The sequence below is a fragment of the Citrobacter sp. RHB35-C17 genome (assembly GCF_013816795.1).
GTDB classification, from domain to species: Bacteria; Pseudomonadota; Gammaproteobacteria; order Enterobacterales; family Enterobacteriaceae; genus Citrobacter_A; species Citrobacter_A amalonaticus.
This window is the reverse complement of sequence record NZ_CP057150.1, coordinates 1,662,740-1,677,042: the sequence shown is the minus strand read 5'-3', so window position 1 is coordinate 1,677,042 and position 14,303 is coordinate 1,662,740. Positions and strand designations below refer to the sequence as shown.

Here is a 14,303-nt window from a genome sequence, read left to right as displayed (position 1 = left end):
ACGAGCGCGGCATTATGTAGCCAGGTTGGCAGATTTTAGTGTCTTCAGTCACGTCTTGCACGTTGGATATCGCGGATCCGCTGTTTTTCCGTGCGAGCCATCAAATACCAGGCGATAAAACCAACAATTCCCACCACCCCGAGTATCAGCGTCGCCAGGGCGTTAATTTCCGGGTTAACGCCCATCCGCACGCTGGAGAAGACCAGCATCGGTAACGTGGTCGCGCCCGGTCCGGAGACAAAGCTGGCAATGACCAGATCGTCCAGCGACAGGGTAAACGCCAGCAGCCAGCCGGAGACCACCGCTGGCATAATCATCGGCAGCGTAATCACAAAGAACACCTTCAGCGGCGTCGCCCCCAGATCCATCGCCGCTTCCTCAATGGAGCGATCCAGTTCACGCAGGCGCGAGGAGATCACCACCGCCACATACGCCGTACAGAACGTGACGTGTGCCAGCCAGATAGTCAGCATGCCACGATCTGACGGCCAGCCAATAGCGTGCCCCAGTGCGACAAACAGCAGCAACAAAGAGAGCCCGGTGATCACATCCGGCATCACCAGCGGCGCGGTGATCATAAAGGCAAAGCCGTTCGACCCGCGAAAGCGACCAAAACGCACCATCACCACCGCAGCAATCGTGCCGAGTATCGCCGCCATGGTCGCCGCGCAGGCGGCGATGGTCAGACTCAACCCCACTGCGCTCATCATTGCGCTATCGCGGAACAGTTCGCCATACCAGCGCGTTGACCATCCAGCCCACACCGTGACCAGTTTGGAACTGTTAAACGAGTAGATGACCAGCATCAGCATCGGCGCATACAGGAAAGTAAACCCGAGCACCAGAATCACAATCCGACAGGGCGAACGAATTACCGGTAAGTTGTTCATCCGTGGGCCCCTCCGCTTTTTTGCTGATGTTTGTGAAACCACATAATCGGGACGATCAGCGGCAGCAACATGACAATCGCGACCGCAGACGCCACCGGCCAGTCGCGGTTGTTAAAGAACTCTTGCCAAAGCACGCGACCAATCATGATGCTGTCTGGCCCGCCGAGCAGTTCCGGGATCACAAACTCGCCCACCGCCGGAATGAACACCAGCATAGAACCGGCAATAATGCCGCCTTTGGTCAGCGGGACGATCACACTAAAGAACGTTTTCAACGGACGCGCACCCAGATCCAGCGACGCTTCCACCAGCGAGTAATCAATCCGCGTCAGTGCGGTATAAATCGGCAGCACCATGAACGGCAAATAGGCGTACACAATACCGATATACACCGCCAGATTGGTGTGCAGAATGGTCAGCGGCTGGTCAATTACGCCCAGCCACAGCAGAAAGTTATTCAACACGCCATTATTTTTCAGTATCCCCATCCAGGCATATACGCGGATCAAAAACGAGGTCCACGACGGCAGGATCACCAACAGCAGCAGAATATTACGCGTTGACGGCTTGCTGTGCGCCACCGCCCACGCCAATGGATACCCCAGCAGCAGACAGCAGAGCGTCGAGATCCCCGCCACCTGTAGTGACTGCAGATAAGCATCAAAGTAGAGCGGATCGTCCGTCAACTGCAGGAAGTTACCGAGATTAAGGGTGATCGACAGTTGCCCGTCGGCCCACTCCATCAGCTCCGTATACGGCGGGATCGCTCGCGCCATCTCCGCCAGACTGATTTTAAAGACGATCAGAAAAGGCAGCAGAAACAGCAGGATCAGCCAGACGTAAGGCAGCGCTATCACCAGTTTGCGCCCGTGTTTCATCTGCACGCGCGCCAGCCAGAACGTAAAGCCGCCTGGTTTTTCTACGCGTGCCGGAGGTTCAAGTGTACTCATCTTCGCTCCTTAAACCGTCAACACCACACAACTGTCCGCATCCCAGCACAGACGCACCTCATCGCCCCAGGTCGGCAGACCTTTGCGATAACGGTGAGCGTTTTGCAACTGGGCGCTGATCATCTGTCCGCTTTTCAGGCGAACGTGATAGATGGAGAGATCGCCAAGATAGGCAATGTGCACCACTTCACCGACGGCGAAGTTAAAACCGTCGGCAGGCGGCTCTTCGCAGAGCATGATTTTTTCCGGACGCAGCGCCACGTGCACCGGCACGTTATCCACCACCGACGCATCCGGATCGACCTTCAACGGATGCACCAGCCCAGGAGAATAGAGCACCAGACCGTCTTCCTGGCGCTCTTTAATTACGCCCTCAAAGACATTGACCGAGCCGATAAACTCTGCGCTGTAGCGCGTGGTCGGGTGCTCGTAAATTTCTTCCGGCTCACCGATTTGCACAAACTTGCCACGGTTCATAATGGCGATACGCCCGGCCATGGTCATCGCCTCTTCCTGATCGTGCGTCACCATCACGCAGGTTACGCCGACGCGCTCAAGGATATCGACCACTTCGAGCTGCATACGGTCACGCAGCTTTTTATCCAGTGCGCCCATCGGTTCGTCGAGCAGCAGAAGTTTAGGCCGTTTTGCCAGGCTTCTCGCCAGCGCCACACGCTGACGCTGACCGCCGGAAAGCTGATGCGGTTTGCGTTTAGCGAACTCTTGCATATGCACCAGACCTAACATCTCATCGACCCGGCTGGCAATTTCTGCTTTCGGCAGTTTGTCCTGCTTCAGGCCAAAGGCGATATTCTGTTCCACCGTCATATGGGGAAACAGCGCATAGGACTGAAACATCATATTGATGGGCCGTAAATAAGGCGGCACCTGGGACAGGTCGACGCCATCCAGCATGATTTGTCCTGTAGTAGGTTGTTCAAACCCCGCCAGCATGCGCAACAGCGTGGATTTTCCACAGCCTGATGCGCCCAGCAGGGCAAAGATTTCGCCTTTATAAATGGTCAGACTTACGTCATCGACAGCGTGCTGACCATCGAAGGATTTGGTCAGGTTACGGATTTCGAGGAGCGGCGTCAGCGCTTTACGGGTTTTCGCCTGCGGGCGTGGGGTGGCATCATTCACGGGGTGCTCTCCGGCAGAAACAATCATGGTGCAGGCGCACCAGAACGGTGCGCCAGTTGCCGGGAGCGCTTCGCTTGCCCGGCCTACGGTAAAAGGTTATTTACCGCTTTTCACCTTGGTCCAGGCACGCGTACGGACGCGGTCAATCTTCGGATCCTGAACTTTCAGGGTGAACATCTTCGCGCGCACGTCTGCTGGCGGATAAATACCTGGATTATCACGCACTTCTGCACTCACCAACGCCGTCGCCTCTTTGTTGGCATTCGCGTAGAACACGTGGTCAGAGATATGCGCAATCACATCCGGGCGCAACAGGTAGTTGAGGAACTGATAGGCCTCGTCTTTATTTTTGGCATCTGCTGGCATCGCGAAGACATCAAAGAAGGCCATTGCCCCTTCCTTCGGAATCGAGAAGGAGATATTGACGCCATTCTTCGCCTCTTTCGCCCGGTTGGCGGCCTGCCAGACATCTCCTGCCCAGCCAATCGCCACACAGGTATCGCCGTTAGCCAGGTCGTTGATGTACTGCGAAGAGTGGAAGTAACGGATATTCGGCCGCAGCTTGAGCAGCAGATCGGTAGCCGGTCCGGTATAGTCGTCTGCTTTGGTGCTGTTCGGATCTTTACCCAGATAGTTCAGCACGGTGGCAAACACCTCTTCCGGCGCATCGAGGAAAGAGACGCCACAGCTCTTGAGTTTTTCAAGATTTTCCGGCTTCAGCACCAGATCCCAGCTATTAAGCGGGGCATCAGCGCCGAGCACCGCTTTCACTTTATCGACGTTGTAGCCAATACCGGTGGTCGCCCACATATACGGCATCGCGAATTTATTGTCCGGGTCGTGTTTGGCGACCAGTTTCAGCAATTCCGGATCGAGGTTTTTCCAGCCCGGCAGTTTGCTCTTATCCAGCGGCTGGAAAACGCCTGCCGTCAACTGACGTTCAAGAAAGCTCGCGGAAGGCACTACCAGATCAAAACCGGTGCTACCTGCCATCAGTTTGCCTTCCAGCACTTCGTTGGAGTCAAAAACGTCATAGACCACTTTGATGCCGGTCTCTTTTTCAAAATTAGCGACCGTATCCGGCGCAATATAATCAGACCAGTTATAGATATGGAGTGTTTTTTGTTCTGCAGCGAGCGTGCCGGCAGAGACGGCCATCAGAGCACCCGCAACCAGACCCGATAGCCATTTTTTATTTAAGGCGGTCATAATCTCTTTCCTTATCAAAGTTCGTTAACAAACGAACCAAAAAAGTTGCACTCAATGCTATGCAAGAAACGTGCATAGTTTGTCACTCGGCAAAAACCAGGAAGAGTGGACGCTCCCCCGACCGTTATTGCTCGCTGTAATTAAGCTTCGCAAGAATAACTTTAGCCAGGGTTTCAGGCTATAGCCCAGATTAAAAAACGCCTTTTATCAATTTTTTATGCAATTTATGTCTATGTGATAAAGCGAAACAGCGGGAAAGGAGGTGAATAATTCTTTAAAGAAAGGTTAAATGCAGAATAAAAGAACGTAAACCGCAGCCGCTCTGGCAGCGACTGCGCTATACGCGCCATACTTCACGTTAAAATCAGTGAAGAAAATGGTTCTCAACGCTGCTTTTTTGCGCGTCTTCTTCGGCGGTAAACAGCATCTGGTGCGCGCCCGCTTCAAGAATGACCATGGATATCTGCTCTTCGCTCTGGCGCACGAACCACTCGAACTGCGCGTAAGTTACCCCTTGCATAACGGATAAAGACTGGCAAACCACCAGCTTTGGCAGATTATCATCCTGCATATCCAGAAACGCCTTCACGGTGAGGGAACTGGCATTGATGGCAGACAGATCCGCGGCCAGCGGCAGTAACGCAGAAGGCCTCACTTCAGCCATCGCGGAAAACAGCAGCGTATTATCGACGAGATCTAATTTCGCATCGTAGATGCCGTCAAAATTTTGCATGTGTGGTAAATGCAGTGCCTGACAGGTATCACATTCAAAAAAACTCATGCCCAGGTCGTCGAGCCATTGCCGCAACGTATCCAGAGTGGGAACGACCAATTCTGTCATAATAATGTGCTACCTCTTACGATAAAAAAATACCGGCACAGCTTACGCAAAAAGTGTTCGTCATGCCACGATCATCGGCGATATTAAAGACTAGCCACCCGTTTTGAGACAAAATTCAGCCGTCGCGTGGCGTTCGATCCACTGAATCATCCGCCCGGCGATATCGATACCGGTGGTTTTTTCGATCCCTTCCAGACCCGGAGAAGCATTCACTTCCATCACCAGCGGGCCGCGCTCGGCGCGTAAAATATCAACACCAGCGACATCAAGCCCCATCGTCTGCGCGGCTTTTATCGCAATTTTGCGCTCACGGGGAGTAATGTTGGCAATGCAGGCGACGCCGCCGCGATGGAGATTAGAACGAAAATCGCCGTCCTTCGCCCGTCGTTCGATGGCAGCAACCACCTCATCCCCCACCACCAGACAGCGAATATCGCGGCCTTTGGCCTCTTTAATATATTCCTGAACCAGAATGTGGGCGTTAAGCCCCCGGAACGCATCCACGACGCTCTCGGCAGCCTGACGGGTTTCTGCCAGTACCACGCCAATTCCTTGCGTTCCCTCCACCAGTTTCACCACCAACGGCGCGCCACCAACCATATCGATCAGATCGCTGGTGTCATCCGGCGAGTGCGCAATGCCGGTAATCGGGAGATCGATACCCTGACGCGCCAGCAACTGCAACGAACGCAGCTTATCGCGGGCGCGGGTAATCGATACAGATTCATTCAACGGATAGCTGCCCAGCATCTCAAACTGGCGTAGCACCGCCGTACCATAAAAGGTAATCGCCGAACCAATACGCGGAATGACGGCATCAAAATGAGGCAACTTGCGTCCTTTATAATGAATTGAGGACGCCGCCGGATTGATGTTCATATAACAGGAAAGCGGGTCGAGTATTTCAACCAGATGACCACGCGTCATCGCCGCTTCACGCAGGCGCTTACACGAGTAGAGCGTTCCATCCCGGGACAATATGGCAATTTTCACCCTGCACCTCTCTGCATCACTCGATCACTATCCCGCGTATCATACACAGCGGCGGAATTTTTAGCGCGTGGCCCAACCCTGTTTATGCAAATATTCCAGGATAAAGGGACGATTTTCCTTAATCAGCGTGCGGCGAATATGATCGCTCCAGGTGTCACGGCGGGTATTGCTGCCACGGCTGAGATAATACTGCGCGAGCTGTTCGTCATAATCAGCCAGCACGTCCTTATCGAGCGGCTGATAACGATTTTCATGCATCACTATCGCTGCGGGCAGGCGCGGCTTCAGCTCCGGGTTATCAGCAGGCCAGCCCAGGCACAGCCCAAACAGCGGCAGTACGTGTTTTGGCAGCGCCAGCAACTCGGTGACAGATTCGATGTTATTGCGCAATCCGCCGATATAGACACCACCCAGACCCAGCGATTCCGCCGCCGTCAGCGCGTTTTGCGCCATCATCGCCGTATCAACGACGCCCAGCAACAACTGCTCTGCAAGGCCTAATTGCGCTTCAGGGCAAATCTGCAAATGACGGTTGAAGTCGGCGCAGAAGACCCAAAACTCAGCGGCCTGCGCGACGTGCTGTTGACCGCCGGTTAAGGGTACCAGTGCGTCACGTAGTACCGGATCCGTAATACGAATAATGGACGTACACTGCAAAAAGCTGGAGCTGGAGGTCGCCTGAGCGGCGGCCAGAATCGCCTCTCGCTGTTCAGGCGTAATCGGTTGATCGGTATAATGGCGAATCGAACGGTGACGACGCAGAAGGTTAATGGTTGGAGTCATTCTCTTTTTCTCTGTCAGAACGGGATGAATCGGATGAGGGCTTCATCAGCTGGGGCGCCAGCCGCTGCGCGACTTGCCAGACGAATGCCAGTGCGGCGGGGATCATCAACAGCACGCCCAAAAAAAGCATGATAATGACCGCTAACGAGCTGTTAAACGGGGCGGGAAGCGTCAGGTAGTGGTTCAGCAACAGCAAAGCCAGCGCCAGGAGCACCATACCCACCATTTCCAGAATCAATACACTTTTTGGTAACGCGCCGGTCATACGCACAGGAAGCCCCCTTTTGTGAGACATAGTGTAAGGCGTTCAGCGTGAATGTGTTTAACAGATATAGACTAAATGTATCGAAGTAAAAGGTGCAACCTACTGTTCAAGACTGACGATTAGCGTCATCATAGCAGCCATTCGCCGTCAGGCTTTGAGTTCGAGGAGAGAGACTACAATGTTTACTGTTATTTTTGGTCGCCCGGGTTGCCCTTACTGTGTACGCGCAAAAGAACTGGCAGAGAAACTGAGCAACGAGCGCGATGATTTCAACTATCGCTACATCGACATCCACGCGGAAGGCATCACCAAAGCGGACCTGGAAAAGACCGTCGGCAAACCGGTTGAAACCGTGCCGCAGATTTTTGTTGATCAGAAACACATCGGCGGTTGCACCGATTTTGAAGCCTGGGCGAAAGAGAATTTGAACCTGTTCGCCTGAGTACTGTAAGTGATGTCATAACGCCCTCTTCGGAGGGCGTTATTGGTTTTTACGCTGTCGCGGTCTGAACAAACTGCTGATGAACAGGAAGCATAAGGCTCCCAAAGCGCACCAGAATACGGCGCTGAATAACCACGCCATCTCCTGCCACAGCGAGCGAGTGGGCGTAAAGAAAAGACGCGTGAACAGCAAACAACAAGGTGCTGCAAGCATTGCGCCAAGGAGCGGTTTGATCACCTCCCGGCGATGAGAGCAAAAACTGGCGACCGCGCCTGGCAGCGTAAAAAACAGTAGCCCAATTTCAGGATGCCCGGCCGCCCGAAATGCCCCTTTCATGTTCATCGTCAGAAAAAGACAGACAACCACAAAGAGCACAAAGCAGCAGACCGCTCCTACCCAACCATGCTTATATTTCAATCTTTTCTCCTGACACTGTCTCTATCGAACACACTTTTCGCCAAAGGCGTCCAGTCAGATAAAGCCGTTCAGCATTCCGTGCCAAAATACGCCAACACGATTCTTATAGCCGTTGATACGTAATGAGATTAAACTAGCCAGATTATATTGTTGTGCCGCTTATATTCGGGCTGTGAATATGTCACAATCGCCCTTATTTGATGGCAAAACAGTAGCCTAAATTACCATTTCTTTCAACAGCTTACTCGTAAACAAGAAGTTAGTCTCCGTGAATATAAACGTCGCCGATTTGTTAAATGGGAATTACATCCTGTTATTATTCGTTGTACTGGCTCTCGGCCTGTGTCTCGGTAAATTGCGTCTGGGTTCCATCCAACTGGGTAATTCCATTGGCGTTTTAGTCGTCTCTCTCTTATTAGGGCAACAGCATTTCAGTATTAACACTGACGCACTGAATCTGGGCTTTATGCTGTTTATTTTTTGTGTCGGCGTTGAAGCGGGTCCTAACTTTTTTTCCATTTTTTTTCGGGACGGGAAGAATTACCTGATGCTGGCTCTGGTGATGGTCGGCAGCGCGCTGCTGATCGCCCTCGGTTTGGGTAAGCTATTTGGCTGGGACATCGGCCTGACGGCCGGTATGCTGGCTGGCTCAATGACGTCTACCCCGGTTCTGGTCGGTGCTGGCGATACGCTGCGCCATTTTGGAATGGAGAGCGCACAGCTTTCCCGGGCGCTGGATAACCTGAGCCTGGGCTACGCACTGACCTACCTGATCGGTCTGGTCAGCCTGATCGTCGGCGCACGCTATCTGCCAAAATTACAGCATCAGGATCTGCAAACCAGCGCCCAGCAAATCGCCCGTGAACGCGGTCTGGACACCGACACGAACCGGAAGGTGTACCTGCCGGTCATTCGTGCTTATCGCGTCGGCCCGGAACTGGTCGCCTGGACGGACGGAAAGAACCTGCGGGAGCTCGGCATTTACCGCGCAACTGGCTGCTACATTGAACGCATCCGTCGTAACGGTATTCTGGCAAACCCGGACGGTGACGCCGTGCTGCAGATGGGTGATGAAATCGCGCTGGTCGGCTATCCGGATGCTCATGCCCGCCTCGACCCCAGCTTTCGTAACGGCAAAGAGGTGTTCGACCGCGACCTGCTCGACATGCGGATCGTCACGGAAGAGATCGTGGTGAAAAACCACAATGCCGTGGGACGCCGTCTTGCGCAACTGAAGCTCACCGATCACGGCTGCTTCCTGAACCGCGTGATTCGTTCGCAGATTGAAATGCCAATTGATGACAACGTGGTGCTCAACAAAGGCGACGTATTGCAGGTCAGCGGCGACGCGCGCCGGGTGAAAACAATCGCGGATCGTATTGGCTTTATCTCGATTCACAGCCAGGTCACCGATCTGCTGGCCTTCTGTGCGTTCTTCATTATTGGTCTGATGATCGGCATGATCACCTTCCAGTTCAGCAACTTCAGTTTCGGCATCGGTAACGCCGCTGGATTGCTGTTCGCCGGGATCATGCTGGGCTTCCTGCGTGCTAACCATCCCACATTTGGCTACATCCCGCAGGGAGCGCTGAATATGGTGAAAGAGTTCGGCCTGATGGTCTTTATGGCGGGCGTTGGCTTAAGCGCAGGCAGTGGCATCGGTCAGGGGTTAGGGGCAATTGGCGGTCAAATGCTGATTGCTGGTCTGATCGTCAGCCTGGTGCCGGTGATCATTTGCTTCCTGTTCGGCGCCTATGTCTTGCGCATGAACCGGGCGCTTCTTTTTGGCGCCATGATGGGGGCGCGTACCTGCGCACCGGCAATGGAAATTATCAGCGATACCGCGCGTAGCAATATCCCGGCACTCGGTTACGCAGGCACCTACGCGATAGCCAACGTGCTGCTGACACTGGCGGGGACACTCATCATCATCATCTGGCCAGGCTTAGGCTAAAACTGAAGTTGTCCCTTAAGTGAAAATTTTTTGCAGATATGTAGAACTTTTCCTCAAGGTGTCAGTCATAACTAGTGCCACTGCTTTTCTTTGATGTCCCCAATTTGTGGAGCCCATCAACCCCGCCGTTTTGGTTCAAGGTTGATGGGTTTTTTGTTGCCTGCATTTCTCCTCTCCCGTCTTTACCCCCCTCCTCAACCATACTGACTGATGATCGGCATGAAGAGCAGGATCGTGTGGCGCAAGACATTTGTGTCGCCGGGGAGACAACCACTATCGCCCTCAACGATGCTCACCCGGCGATGCGTTTAACCATCCGCAGGATCTCTTCGCGCGTCATCGGCGTCCGGTCAGTCACAAAATGCAACGTCATCCCTTCAATAAAAGCGTCCAACGCCCGGGCGGTAATAGGATCAAACCACTGCTCAAGCGTTCTCTGACTGGTTTGCATCCAGTCCTGCATCACACTTCTTAGTGTCGGCTTACGATTCATCATCGCGTACAGCTGATACATCAGCTCCATATTATGCGGCGTCGTCACTTCTGAACTGTAAATGAGGGTGGTGATCGATTCGCAGGCCATTTCCGGGCCGGTCACCCCGGCAAAAAAATCACGATATTGCTGCGCCATATCGCACGTAAAACGCGTGAACGCTTCTTCAATCAACGAGTCTATACCCTCGAAGTAATACGTCATGGATCCCAGTGGAACCCCTGCACAGCTGGCGATTTTACGATGCGTTACAGCACTGATCCCATGCTCAGCAATTGTCTCCAGAGTTGCCTGAAGTATCCTTTCCCGACGCTGCGGATCGTTTGGTCGTCTGCTCATAAATTCCCCTTCTGATTTATGTACAAATGTACACAAACTTGCTAGTGTTGTCGCTATTGTTGTACTTTTGGTGCTTCCCTGATGACATTGACTTCCTCCCGCAAAGCCCTGCAACGCCGAACCTGGGCGCTTTTTATGTTCTTCTTTTTGCCCGGCTTGCTGATGGCCTCCTGGGCCACGCGCACGCCCGCCATTCGTGACACGCTTTCGGTCTCGACGGCGGAAATGGGGGCCGTACTGTTTGGTCTCTCGATTGGTTCGATGAGCGGCATCCTTTGTTCGGCCTGGCTGGTGAAACGATTTGGCACCCGAAAGGTGATTCGCACCACCATGTCCTGCGCAATTGTAGGGATGCTGGTGCTAAGCCTGGCGCTTTGGCTCACCTCCCCGGTGTTGTTCGCGCTGGGTTTAGGTGTATTCGGCGCCAGTTTTGGTTCCGCAGAAGTGGCGATCAATATTGAAGGGGCGGCCGTCGAACGTGAGATGAACAAAACCGTTTTGCCGATGATGCACGGTTTTTACAGTTTCGGCACGCTGGCGGGCGCGGGTATCGGGATGGCACTGACAGCCTTCGGCGTCGCGGCAACCACGCATATTGTACTGGCTTCGCTGGTAGCGATTGCGCCGATTTTTATTGCCATCCAGGCCATTCCTGACGGGACGGGCAAAAACGCCAACGACGGTTCTCATCACCAGGAAAAAGGCGTCCCCTTCTGGCGCGATATTCAGTTGCTGCTGATTGGCGTTGTGGTGCTGGCGATGGCCTTTGCTGAAGGGTCCGCCAACGACTGGCTACCGCTGCTGATGGTCGACGGTCACGGGTTTAGCCCGACATCCGGCTCGCTGATTTACGCTGGGTTCACGCTCGGGATGACCGTCGGGCGCTTTACCGGTGGCTGGTTTATTGACCGTTACAGTCGTGTGGCGGTGGTTCGCGCCAGCGCCCTGATGGGCGCGCTCGGTATTGGTCTGATTATTTTCGTCGACAGCGCCTGGGTGGCCGGCGTCTCTGTGATACTGTGGGGCCTGGGCGCATCGCTCGGTTTCCCGTTAACCATTTCTGCGGCCAGCGACACGGGGCCGGATGCACCGACACGCGTTAGCGTCGTGGCAACCACCGGCTATCTCGCCTTTCTCGTTGGCCCTCCGCTGCTCGGCTACCTCGGCGAACACTACGGTTTACGTAGCGCCATGCTGGTGGTGCTGGCGCTGGTGCTGCTGGCCGCCGTTGTCGCCAGAGCCGTCGCCAAACCAAATTCAACTACGCAAACTGCGATGGAGAAGGGATAAATGGGTATTAAGTTAATTGCAGTCGATATGGATGGCACTTTTCTGAGCGATCAAAAGACCTATAATCGCGAACGTTTTCTTGCACAGTATCAGCAGATGAAAACGCAGGGTATTCGTTTTGCGGTCGCCAGCGGCAATCAGTACTACCAGCTCATCTCTTTCTTTCCTGAGATTGCCCATGAGATCTCCTTTGTCGCCGAAAACGGCGGTTGGGTGGTAAGCGAAGGCCAGGATATCTTTAACGGTGATCTGGCGAAATCCGATTTTACCGCCATCGTCGATCACCTGTTAACCCGCGCCGATGTCGAAATCATCGCCTGCGGTAAGAACAGTGCGTATACCCTGAAAGCGTACAACGACGAGATGAAAGCCACCGCCGGCATGTACTATCACCGCCTCGAATTCGTGGATGATTTCAACAATATCAATGACGTGTTTTTCAAATTTGGCCTGAACATCTCAGACGATCGGATCCCGGAAGTTCAGCAAGCCCTGCACGACGCCATTGGCGATATCATGGTGCCTGTTCACACCGGCTATGGCAGCATCGATCTCATTATCCCCGGCGTACACAAAGCGAACGGACTGCGCCTGCTCCAGCAGCGTTGGGGAATTGACGATAGTGAAGTCGTGGTGTTTGGGGATGGCGGAAATGATGTTGAAATGCTGCGCCAGGCGGGCTTTAGTTTTGCAATGGAAAATGCGGCAGATACGATTGCGAAGGCCGCGAAATATCGAGCTGGCTCAAACAACAAAGAAGGCGTCCTCGACATCATTGATTGTGTCCTGAAGAACGAAGCGCCATTTAATTAACAACGACTTGCGTTATTCACCAGGCTAAGGTGTTTACACCGCCATCCGATTTTATTGCCTGATGGCGGTGCGCTTAGCGGGCCAACAATGTCGCCATTACCCTTCCCGGGTATTCCCGGCCTGTTTATCTTTCAGGAAGATAAACATCAGCAACAGCCACAGCATGCCGCTCGCCAGATTAAACAGGCTGAACAGCCCATTCCCGCCGAGCAGATAAGCGTGCTTACTCAGTTCAATCCCGACGGTAAAGATCAGCATTTGCAGCATTCCCATCGCCGCAGAGACCGTGCCTTTACTCATGTCGCTGGCGAACAGGGTGAGGCGCACCAGTCCGGCGTTGGCCACACCGATGCCAAAAGCGTAAACGCTCAGACCAGCCGTCATCCACAGATACGCATGGGACGAGACGACGGTGGCCGCCGCGGCGATGAGCAGTCCCAGCACAATCGGCCAGCCGCCCATGATGATGAGCGAACGCACCGTACGCCGAGCGGTCAGGCGCGCCAGCATCAGGTTCCCGGCGATCAGCGCGCCAAAAATCGGCACCTGTAGCAGGCCATACTCGTAGCTACTAAGCTGTTCGCCGCTGATGATAATAATCGGTGACTGGGCGATCCAGGCCAGCAACGGCAGGCTGACGAACCCCAGCGCCAGCGCGCCGGCGACAAAGCGCCCATTTTTCAGCACCAGTCTGTAATCATTACCCAGCGCCTTTAGCGATAGCGGCTCGCCGATCCGCGTGGCGGTCTCCGGCATCGCCCGCTGCAGACCAAAGAACGCGATCGCCGCCAGTGCGGCGAACAGCACAAACATGCCTTCCCACGGCAGGACATGCACCCACGCCGCTCCCACCAGCGGTCCGAGCAGTGGCGCTATCAGCGCGACGTTCGCCATCAGGGCGGTGATTTTAATACACACGGCCTCTTCAAAGGACTCCTGGATCGCCGCGTAGCCCACCGCGCCAATAAAGCACAGACTGATGCCCTGCAAAAAACGCAGCAGGGTAAATTGTTCGATGCTTTGCGCCAGCAGCGTTGCCAGGCAGGTGACAATAAACCACACCACGCCCGCTAACATCACCGGACGACGGCCAATGCGATCCGACAGCGGCCCTAACAGCCATTGCAAAAACATACCGCCGGCCAGATAGGCGGTCATGGAGGTGGGTACCCAGTCGATCCCCGCCTGATATTGTTCCACCACCGCCAGCATGCCGGGTTGGATCATATCGTTGCCAATGTAGGTGGAGAATTCGTAGAGCACCAGACAGAGAGGGAAAAGCAGCGCCTGACGTCCAAGACGGGCACCTTGTTGTAAACGGTTTTGCATGCAATCTCTTCGACAATAAAAAATCGCGCAAAGTGTAATGAAAGAGCCTCACCTGAGATAGTGAATTATGCGTGGTAAAAGCAAAATGCGCACATTTTTACCCGCTCATGAAAATCCTTCCCTGGGTTTAAGGTTAGTCTACGTTGACGCGG

Annotated in this window: 15 protein-coding genes; 4 read left to right on the top strand and 11 right to left on the bottom strand. The window is 54.0% G+C overall.

Annotation, left to right across the window (positions count from 1 at the left end; translation table 11 throughout):
• Positions 1 to 44: 44 nt before the first annotated feature.
• The 8 genes from potI to HVZ37_RS07840 form a co-directional block, all read right to left on the bottom strand.
• The gene (gene potI, locus HVZ37_RS07875) at positions 45 to 890 is read right to left on the bottom strand and encodes a putrescine ABC transporter permease PotI (protein ID WP_181628294.1); all 846 of its coding nucleotides are present in this window, start codon (positions 888 to 890) and stop codon (positions 45 to 47) included.
• A complete protein-coding gene (gene potH, locus HVZ37_RS07870) occupies positions 887 to 1,840 on the bottom strand; it encodes a putrescine ABC transporter permease PotH (protein ID WP_181628293.1) in 954 nt (317 codons plus the stop codon). The genes potI and potH overlap by 4 nt, the downstream gene beginning before the upstream one ends.
• Positions 1,841 to 1,849: 9 nt before the next feature.
• Complete coding sequence (potG, locus tag HVZ37_RS07865; RefSeq protein WP_044264253.1) at positions 1,850 to 2,983, bottom strand: putrescine ABC transporter ATP-binding subunit PotG; 1,134 nt, start codon at positions 2,981 to 2,983, stop codon at positions 1,850 to 1,852.
• Between the two features lie 96 nt (positions 2,984 to 3,079).
• Positions 3,080 to 4,192, bottom strand: a complete 1,113-nt coding sequence (gene potF / locus HVZ37_RS07860) for a spermidine/putrescine ABC transporter substrate-binding protein PotF (RefSeq protein WP_043001234.1) — start codon at positions 4,190 to 4,192, stop codon at positions 3,080 to 3,082.
• Positions 4,193 to 4,556: 364 nt separating this feature from the next.
• Complete coding sequence (locus HVZ37_RS07855; protein ID WP_043001235.1) at positions 4,557 to 5,033, bottom strand: YbjN domain-containing protein; 477 nt, start codon at positions 5,031 to 5,033, stop codon at positions 4,557 to 4,559.
• Positions 5,034 to 5,123: 90 nt separating this feature from the next.
• Positions 5,124 to 6,026: a 30S ribosomal protein S6--L-glutamate ligase gene (gene rimK / locus HVZ37_RS07850; RefSeq protein WP_181628292.1), complete on the bottom strand. Its 903-nt coding sequence runs from the start codon at positions 6,024 to 6,026 to the stop codon at positions 5,124 to 5,126.
• A gap of 60 nt (positions 6,027 to 6,086) precedes the next feature.
• Positions 6,087 to 6,809: an oxygen-insensitive NADPH nitroreductase gene (gene nfsA, locus HVZ37_RS07845; RefSeq protein ID WP_043001237.1), complete on the bottom strand. Its 723-nt coding sequence runs from the start codon at positions 6,807 to 6,809 to the stop codon at positions 6,087 to 6,089.
• Complete coding sequence (locus HVZ37_RS07840; protein ID WP_043001238.1) at positions 6,793 to 7,080, bottom strand: DUF1418 family protein; 288 nt, start codon at positions 7,078 to 7,080, stop codon at positions 6,793 to 6,795. Before HVZ37_RS07840 ends, nfsA begins: the two co-directional genes overlap by 17 nt.
• Before the next feature lie 172 nt (positions 7,081 to 7,252).
• Here HVZ37_RS07840 and HVZ37_RS07835 point away from each other — a divergent pair, with 172 nt between their 5' ends.
• Entirely contained in the window at positions 7,253 to 7,516 is a 264-nt protein-coding gene (locus tag HVZ37_RS07835) for a GrxA family glutaredoxin (protein WP_000495514.1), read from the top strand.
• Positions 7,517 to 7,555: 39 nt separating this feature from the next.
• Here HVZ37_RS07835 and HVZ37_RS07830 read toward each other — a convergent pair whose 3' ends face one another.
• Positions 7,556 to 7,933, bottom strand: a complete 378-nt coding sequence (locus HVZ37_RS07830; RefSeq protein ID WP_044256385.1) for an inner membrane protein YbjM — start codon at positions 7,931 to 7,933, stop codon at positions 7,556 to 7,558.
• A gap of 268 nt (positions 7,934 to 8,201) precedes the next feature.
• On the opposite strand from HVZ37_RS07830, the gene HVZ37_RS07825 reads away from it, so the two are divergent.
• On the top strand, positions 8,202 to 9,887 hold the full coding sequence (locus tag HVZ37_RS07825; RefSeq protein WP_043001240.1) for an aspartate:alanine antiporter: 1,686 nt from the start codon (positions 8,202 to 8,204) through the stop codon (positions 9,885 to 9,887).
• 292 nt (positions 9,888 to 10,179) lie between these two features.
• Here the strand turns inward: HVZ37_RS07825 and HVZ37_RS07820 are convergent, their stop codons facing one another.
• A complete protein-coding gene (locus tag HVZ37_RS07820) occupies positions 10,180 to 10,719 on the bottom strand; it encodes a TetR/AcrR family transcriptional regulator (protein WP_043001241.1) in 540 nt (179 codons plus the stop codon).
• Positions 10,720 to 10,800: 81 nt separating this feature from the next.
• Here HVZ37_RS07820 and HVZ37_RS07815 point away from each other — a divergent pair, with 81 nt between their 5' ends.
• Both HVZ37_RS07815 and HVZ37_RS07810 read left to right on the top strand, forming a co-directional pair.
• On the top strand, positions 10,801 to 12,009 hold the full coding sequence (locus HVZ37_RS07815; RefSeq protein WP_043001242.1) for an MFS transporter: 1,209 nt from the start codon (positions 10,801 to 10,803) through the stop codon (positions 12,007 to 12,009).
• Positions 12,010 to 12,822, top strand: a complete 813-nt coding sequence (locus tag HVZ37_RS07810) for a Cof-type HAD-IIB family hydrolase (RefSeq protein ID WP_043001243.1) — start codon at positions 12,010 to 12,012, stop codon at positions 12,820 to 12,822.
• Positions 12,823 to 12,918: 96 nt separating this feature from the next.
• Here HVZ37_RS07810 and HVZ37_RS07805 read toward each other — a convergent pair whose 3' ends face one another.
• Positions 12,919 to 14,151, bottom strand: coding sequence for an MFS transporter (locus HVZ37_RS07805; RefSeq protein ID WP_043001244.1), 1,233 nt, complete (start codon positions 14,149 to 14,151; stop codon positions 12,919 to 12,921).
• Between the last annotated feature and the right edge of the window lie 152 nt (positions 14,152 to 14,303).